Genomic DNA, 7148 nt, shown 5'->3' with positions numbered 1-7148 from the left:
CTTCGGAATCGGCCTCAGCGCCTTCTTCCTAGTGCCCGGCGTTTCCGTCCGAGCGAGCCGCCCATTATAGCCGGCTTTTCCGCTTCGTCAACACCTCGTTTCGAGGTTCGACTCCGCTGCTCCAACCGCAAACCCGAGGGCTTTTCGTCGAAGCGAGCCGCCTATTATGGCAGCCTTTTTGTTGCCGTCAACACCTGCGTGAGGGTGACTTCAACTTCCTGCCTTCGCCGCCAACCACCGGCCGGCGGCGAAGGAGCGGAAGTATGCAACCTGTTACAGGTTTTGGGAAGAGGCAAATACACAGCACCTGCACATCCCGCACCCCGTGGACGGGTACGCCGCCACGGGGCCATGAACTACGGGGTCAGGCGGCAACCAGCAACACCCGCGCGAACGTGCGCTTGCCCACCTGCAGCAGGCCTTCGAAGCCCGGCTGCAGGACCGTCTGCGCATCCTCGACCACCTGGCCGTCCACCTTGACCGCGCGCTCCTTGAGCTTGCGCGAGGCTTCCGAGTTGCTGGGCGTCAGGCCGGCGGCGGTCAGCAGCGCGCCGATGCGCAGGCCGTCGGCCGGCACCTTCACTTCCTGCAACGGCAGCTGGGTGATGTCGCCCTGCCCGGTCACCGCCGCATTCCAGCCGGCAATCGCCTGCTCGGCGGCGGCCGCATCGTGGAAGCGCGTGGCCAGTTCGCGCGCCAGGCGCAGCTTGATCTCGCGCGGGTTGATCGCGCCGGCGTCGACATCGGCGCGCAGCTGGCTGGCCTCGGCAATGGAGATGTCGAAGCTGAGCAGGTCGATCCAGCGCCACATGAGGGTGTCGTCGATCTTCATGGTCTTGGTGACGATGTCGATCGCCGGTTCGCTGATACCAATGTAGTTGCCCAGCGACTTGGACATCTTGTTGACCCCGTCCAGGCCCTCCAGCAGCGGCATGGTCAACACGATCTGCGGCTTCTGGCCGTAGTGCTCCTGCAGGCCGCGGCCCATCAGCAGGTTGAACTTCTGGTCGGTGCCGCCGAGCTCGACGTCCGCTTCCAGCGCCACCGAGTCGTAGCCCTGCACCAGCGGGTAGAGGAATTCGTGGATGGCGATCGACTGCTGGGCAGCGTAGCGCTTGGCGAAGTCGTCGCGCTCAAGCATGCGCGCCACCGTGTGCTGGCCGGCCAGGCGGATCATGTCGGCCGCACCCATCTTGCCGAACCATTCGGAATTGAAGCGGACCTCGGTACGCGCGCGGTCGAGCACCTTGAACACCTGCTCCTCGTAGGTGCGGGCATTGGCCAGCACGTCTTCGCGCGACAACGGCTTGCGGGTGACGTTCTTGCCCGAGGGGTCGCCGATCATGCCGGTGAAGTCGCCGATCAGGAAGATCACCTGGTGCCCGAGATCCTGGAACTGGCGCAGCTTGTTGAGCAGCACGGTGTGGCCCAGGTGCAGGTCCGGGGCGGTGGGGTCGAAGCCGGCCTTGACCCGCAGCGGACGGCCGCTTTCCAGACGCTGGCGCAGTTCATCCACCTTGAGGATTTCATCGGCACCGCGGCCGATCAGGGCAAGGGCTTCATCAATCGAGGACACGCTAGAACTCCCGGCTTCGCCGTCAGACATGAATGTGTTAAGTGCAGGTTAACCGCCCAATTCATCAAAAAGCCATGCGGCTCAATGGTTTGACGCGGTATTGAAGGGTGACTATGTTACCCGCGTTTGGGCCCGCGATCCGGGCCGTCCAGAGAACCCAGCGATGTCCCAACCCGATCACGGCCAGGCGCGCAAACAGCGCTTTCAGGAACGACTCCACGTCCTCCACGACACCGCCCTGCATCGGAAGTTGAAGCAACACCTCCCGGCCGCGTTCAACGAACGCTGGACCCGGCGCCACTGGATCCACGCCAGCCTGTTCGCGACCATCGGCGCGCTGGCGGCGACCATCGTGCCGGGCTTCTCCAATGCCATCGACGCGCCCCTGCCGTCGGCGCACGCGACCCTGGCCCTGCCACTGCCGCCGCTGTCGCTGGCCCGGCGCAGCGAAACCCCGGGCGACAGCTGGCAGATCCTGCGGGTGGAACGCGGCCAGACCCTGAGCGACCTGTTCGAGATCGCCGGGGTGCCGGCGACAGTGATGCACCGGCTGCTGGACCACCCGGGTACCCGCGAGGCGCTGACCCGGCTGCGGCCGGGGGCCGAGATCGCCTTCGACCTGCCGGTCAACGGCCAGCTGCGCACGATCCGCTTCGACCGCGACCCCAGCCACCGCGTGGAATTGACCCTGCAGGGCGACCAGATCCGCGAGAAGGTGCTGGAGCGCGCGACCACCACCCGCACCGTGGTCGCCAGCGGCGAGATCCGCAGCTCGCTCTATGCCTCGGCCCTGAAGGCCGGGCTGTCGCCCTCGGCCATCAACACGATGACCGACGAGATCTTCAAGTACGACATCGACTTCTCCAAGGACGTGCAGCCGGGCGACCGCTTCAGCGTGGTCATGGACGAGACCTGGCGCGAGGGCGAGCGCATCGACACCAGCAAGATCCTGGCCGCCACCTTCAGCACCGGCGGCAAGACTTATACCGGGTTCCGATTCGAGCGCGGCGGCAAGTCCGAGTACTTCGACCTCAACGGCCGGCCGCTGAAGAAGAGCTTCATCCGCATGCCGATTCCGTTCGCGCGGCTGAGCTCCACCTTCGGCTCGCGCCGCCATCCGATCCTCGGCACCATGCGCATGCACAAGGGCGTGGACTATGCCGCCGGCACCGGCACCCCGATCATGGCCGCCGGCGACGCCCGCGTGCAGTTCGCCGGTACCCAGCGCGGCTATGGCAACGTGGTGATCCTGGACCACGGCCGCGGCTACACCACGCTGTACGGGCACATGTCGCGCTTCGGCAAGATCCGCACCGGCCAGCGCGTGAACCAGGGCACGGTGATCGGTTATGTCGGCTCCACCGGCATGGCGACCGGCCCGCACCTGCACTACGAATTCCGGGTCAACGGCCAGCACCGCAACCCGCTGTCGGTGACCATGCCGCCGCCGGAGCCGCTGAAGGGCGCCGAGCTGGCCGCGTTCCGCGCCCAGACCGCGCCGGCGATGGCGCGCATCCAGGGCATGGAAGAGCTGATGTACGCCGATGCCGGCAAGGACAAGCCCACGGTCACGGCCAGTGCCGCGACCCCCGTGGCGGCCGGCAACAAGCGCGGCTGAGCCGCGCCGCCGCGTTGACGACAGGGGCAGGGAGCCTTGAAGCTTCCCTGCCCTTTTCGTTTCTGGCCCCGGCATGACCTCCATCGATCCGCAGCTGCCGTTGTTCCTCGGCCTGATGTCCGGCACCAGCGCCGACGGCATCGACGCCGCGCTGGTGCAGTTCCCGGCTGAAGGCGGCTGCCGGTTCGTGCACGGGCATACCTGCGACTGGCCGGCGCGGACCCGCGAGGCTCTGGTGGCGTTGGGACAGGGCGCCGAGCCGGCATCACTGGATGCGCTCGGGCAACTGGACGCCGAAGTCGGCATCGCCTTCGCCGCCGCCGCCAATGGCCTGCTGGAGCGGGCCGGGATCAGCCGCGCGCAGGTGCGGGCGATCGGGTCGCACGGGCAGACCATCCGCCATCGCCCCACGGCGCTGCCTGCCTTCACCTGGCAGATCGGCGACGCCCACCGCATCGCCGAGCTGACCGGGATCACCACGGTGGCCGATTTCCGCCGCCGCGACGTGGCCGCCGGCGGCCACGGCGCGCCGCTGATGCCGGCCTTCCACCTGGCAATGCTCGGCAACAGCGGCGAGGACCGGGCGGTCCTCAACCTGGGCGGCATCGCCAACCTGAGCCTGCTCGCGCGCGACGGCAGCCTGCGCGGGTTCGACACCGGCCCGGCCAATGCGCTGCTGGATGGCTGGTGCCAGCGCCACCTCGGCGCCGCGTTCGATGCCGATGGCGCCTTCGCCGCCACTGGCCGGGTGGACGAGGCGCTGCTGGCGCGGTTGCTGGACGATGCCTGGTTCGCGCTGCCACCGCCCAAGAGCACCGGCCGTGAACAGTTCCACCTGGACTGGGTGGACGCGCGGATCGGCGACGCGCCGCTGGCGCCGGCCGATGTGCAGGCCACCCTGGCCGAACTCACCGCCGCCACCGTCACCGATGCACTGCGGGCGCACCTGCCCGGCGCACGCCGGCTGCTGGTATGCGGCGGCGGCGTCCGCAATCCCCACCTGCTGCGGCGCATCGCCGCGCGGCTGCCGGGAGTGGAGGTGGTCTCCAGCGCCGCGCATGGGCTCGACCCGGACTACATGGAAGCGATGGGCTTCGCCTGGCTGGCACGCGAAGCCCTGGCCGGACGCCCGGGCAACCTGCCCAGCGTCAGCGGCGCGCGCGGGCCGCGGATCCTGGGCGCGATCCACCCGGCGTGAAACCTTGGGGCGCGGCCCCGAAAATCGCCCGCACGGATGCTGGGGTGCCGGGCGTCCCCCTGCCCTGCCCGTTGTCGTAGCTGCCGGGCTCGCCCGGCACGGTTTGCCCGGCATGTCGCATGCGGGGCAAGCCCGCATCTACGGCGAGCCGCGTTTGCCTGAAGCCGGGGCATCGGGGCGCAGCCCTGGCCCGTGCCGGGCATGCACTCAACCGAATTCGGCGCCGGCGGGCAACGCCTGCAGGGCATGGATGGCCTCGGACAGCACGTCCACCTCCGGGTTCTCGAAGCCGTGGCTCATCTCGTGCTCGCCGGCGAACAAGCCCTGTTCGAGCAGCACCAGGCAGGTATGTTCGCGGGTCCAGCCACGCGCCACCGCGAGGCGGCGGATGCGTTCAAGCAGCAGCGGGTCGACATCCCGCAAGATCACGTCGGCCATGTCATTCCGCCAGCAGTCCGGCGGATCCCCCGCGGGCATCATCGACGACGCGGCGCCCGGTTTCAACGGCGGGCGGAACGCGGCTCGCGCGATCCACCCGCCCGCGGCGCATTCAGCCGGACGTGGTGGCCTTGCGCGCCTGCATCGCCGCGAGCGCCACGCACAGCAGCAGCACCGGTATCGCCAGCAGCGCGGTGCCGACGAAGAACAGCGCGTAGCCCTCCAGCAGGGTGCGGCCCTGCGCCAGGTATTGCACGGTCATGCCCGACAGGCCCTTGAGCGCCTTGCCCGGCATCGCGTAGAACGAGCTGAGCAACGCATATTGGGTCGCGGTGTAGCCGATGCTGGTCAGGCTGGACATGTAGGCGATCAGGGCGGTGCCGGCGAAGCCGCTGGACAGGTTGTCCACCGCCATGGCAATGGCGAACTCCAGCTTGCCCGGGCCGACGTAGGCCATCCATGCGAACGCCAGGTTCGAGCAGGGGCCGAGCACCGCGCCGACCAGCAGCGCCGCCATCACCCCCCAGCGCACCGAGATCACCCCGGCCAGGGCGATGCCGAAGAACGTGGCCACCAGGCCGACCGAGCCGCGCACCGCGCCCACCGTGTCCTCGTCCAGACCGAGGTCGACGTAGAACGGGTTGGCCATGGGGCCCATCACGAAGTCGGCCATGCGGTAGATGCTGATCGCCGCCAGGATCAGCAGCGCGCCGCTGCGGTACTCGCGGAAGAACATCACGAACGGGCCGATCACCGCGTCGAACAGGCCGCGCGGGGTCCACAGCCGGGCGGCCTGGTCGTGCACGGCGAGCACCGCCCGCGCCGGTTCGCGCGCCAGCAGCACCGCGGCCACGCCCAGGCCCATCAGCGCCGCCATGATCTCGTAGGACACCTGCCAGCCCACGCGCGCGGCGATGATCAGGATCAGCGCGTCGGTGACCAGCAGCGCGGTGCGGTAGCCCAGCGCCGAGGAGGCGGTCAGCAGGCCGAGCTGCTCGCTGCTGCTGGCGCTCTCGATGCGCCAGGCGTCGATGACGATGTCCTGGGTGGCCGAGGCGAACGCCACCACGGTGGCCAGCACCCCGAACACCAGCAGGTGCTCCACCGACAGGCCCAGCACCAGCATGTCGCCGCCCTTGGGCTGCACCAGCGCCATGCCGACCAGGGCCAGGCCGGCGAGCAGCTGCGACAGCAGCATCCAGCCACGTCGGCGCCCGAACACCCGCCCCAGCACCGGCACGTCGGTCTTGTCGACGATCGGCGCCCACAGGAACTTCATCGAGTACGCCAGGCCCACCCAGGACAGGAAGCCGATGGTGTCCAGCTCGATGCCTTCCTTGCGCATCCAGAAGCCGAGCGTATTGCCGACCAGGTAGATCGGCAGGCCGGAACTGAAGCCCAGCAGCAGCATCGCCAGCACCTTGCGCTGGCGCAGGTTGCCCATCACCTCCCGCCAGCCCTGGCGGCGCTTCGGCGCGGCCTCGCTCACAGGTCGTAGTCCACGCTGAACGGGGCGTGGTCGGAGAAGCGCTCGTCGCGGTAGATCGAGCAGCCGCGCAGGCGCCCGCGCAGGCCGGGGGTGACCAGCTGGTAGTCGATGCGCCAACCGACGTTGTTGGCGCGCGCCGCGCCCCGGTTGCTCCACCACGTGTAGTCCTGCCCCTGCGGGTGCAGCACGCGATAGGCGTCCACCCAGCCGCGGCCGGCGCCCGGGTCATGCTCCCCGGGCAGGTCGGCGCACAGGCCGTTGAGCCAGTCGCGCTCCTCGGGCAGGCAGCCGGAATTCTTCTGGTTGGACTTCCAGTTCCTGATGTCCAGGGCGGTGCGCACGATGTTCCAGTCCCCGCACAGCACGTAGTCGCGGCCGCTGGCCAGCCACTGGTCGAGGATCGGCCGCAGCCATTCCATCACCTCGAACTTGAAGCCCTGGCGCAGCTCGCCCGACGAGCCGGACGGGATATAGAAGGAGACCACGCTCAGGTTGCCGAAGCGGGCCTCGATGTAGCGGCCCTCGTCGTCGAACGGGGCCCAGCCCAGCTCGGTGCGGACCTCGTCCGGCTCGCGCCGGCTCCAGATCGCCACCCCGCTGTAGCCCTTCTTGGTGATGGCGTCGCGGTAGAAACAGTGGTGGCCATCGGGGCGGAACAGCGGGTCGGACAGCTGCGACTCCTGCGCCTTGGTCTCCTGGATGCACAGCACGTCGGCCTGCTGGCCGGCGAACCAGGTGCCGAAGCCCTTGGTGGTGGCCGAACGGATGCCGTTGGCGTTGAAACTGATGATGCGCATGGGAAACCGCTGACAGGCCCGGGACGGCACAG

6 protein-coding genes are annotated in these 7148 nt (G+C 69.0%); 2 read left to right on the top strand and 4 right to left on the bottom strand.

Going from position 1 to position 7148, the window contains the following annotated elements:
- Positions 1–364: 364 nt before the first annotated feature.
- The gene (locus B1L07_01085) at positions 365–1576 is read right to left on the bottom strand and encodes a tyrosine--tRNA ligase (GenBank protein ID AUZ53959.1); all 1212 of its coding nucleotides are present in this window, start codon (positions 1574–1576) and stop codon (positions 365–367) included.
- 163 nt (positions 1577–1739) lie between these two features.
- On the opposite strand from B1L07_01085, the gene B1L07_01080 reads away from it, so the two are divergent.
- The gene (locus B1L07_01080; protein ID AUZ53958.1) at positions 1740–3194 is read left to right on the top strand and encodes a hypothetical protein; all 1455 of its coding nucleotides are present in this window, start codon (positions 1740–1742) and stop codon (positions 3192–3194) included.
- 73 nt (positions 3195–3267) lie between these two features.
- Positions 3268–4392, top strand: a complete 1125-nt coding sequence (locus B1L07_01075) for an anhydro-N-acetylmuramic acid kinase (GenBank protein ID AUZ53957.1) — start codon at positions 3268–3270, stop codon at positions 4390–4392.
- A gap of 207 nt (positions 4393–4599) precedes the next feature.
- Here B1L07_01075 and B1L07_01070 read toward each other — a convergent pair whose 3' ends face one another.
- From B1L07_01070 to B1L07_01060, 3 genes are all read right to left on the bottom strand, one after another.
- On the bottom strand, positions 4600–4830 hold the full coding sequence (locus B1L07_01070; protein ID AUZ53956.1) for a hypothetical protein: 231 nt from the start codon (positions 4828–4830) through the stop codon (positions 4600–4602).
- 112 nt (positions 4831–4942) lie between these two features.
- The gene (locus B1L07_01065; GenBank protein AUZ53955.1) at positions 4943–6319 is read right to left on the bottom strand and encodes an MFS transporter; all 1377 of its coding nucleotides are present in this window, start codon (positions 6317–6319) and stop codon (positions 4943–4945) included.
- Positions 6316–7116, bottom strand: coding sequence for an exodeoxyribonuclease III (locus B1L07_01060; GenBank protein ID AUZ53954.1), 801 nt, complete (start codon positions 7114–7116; stop codon positions 6316–6318). Before B1L07_01060 ends, B1L07_01065 begins: the two co-directional genes overlap by 4 nt.
- Positions 7117–7148: the final 32 nt, after the last annotated feature.

It is taken from the genome of Stenotrophomonas acidaminiphila, assembly GCA_002951995.1.
Taxonomy (GTDB): Bacteria; Pseudomonadota; Gammaproteobacteria; order Xanthomonadales; family Xanthomonadaceae; genus Stenotrophomonas; species Stenotrophomonas acidaminiphila_A.
The sequence above is the reverse complement of the archived record's forward strand: the minus strand, read 5'-3'. Positions and strand labels throughout refer to the sequence as shown.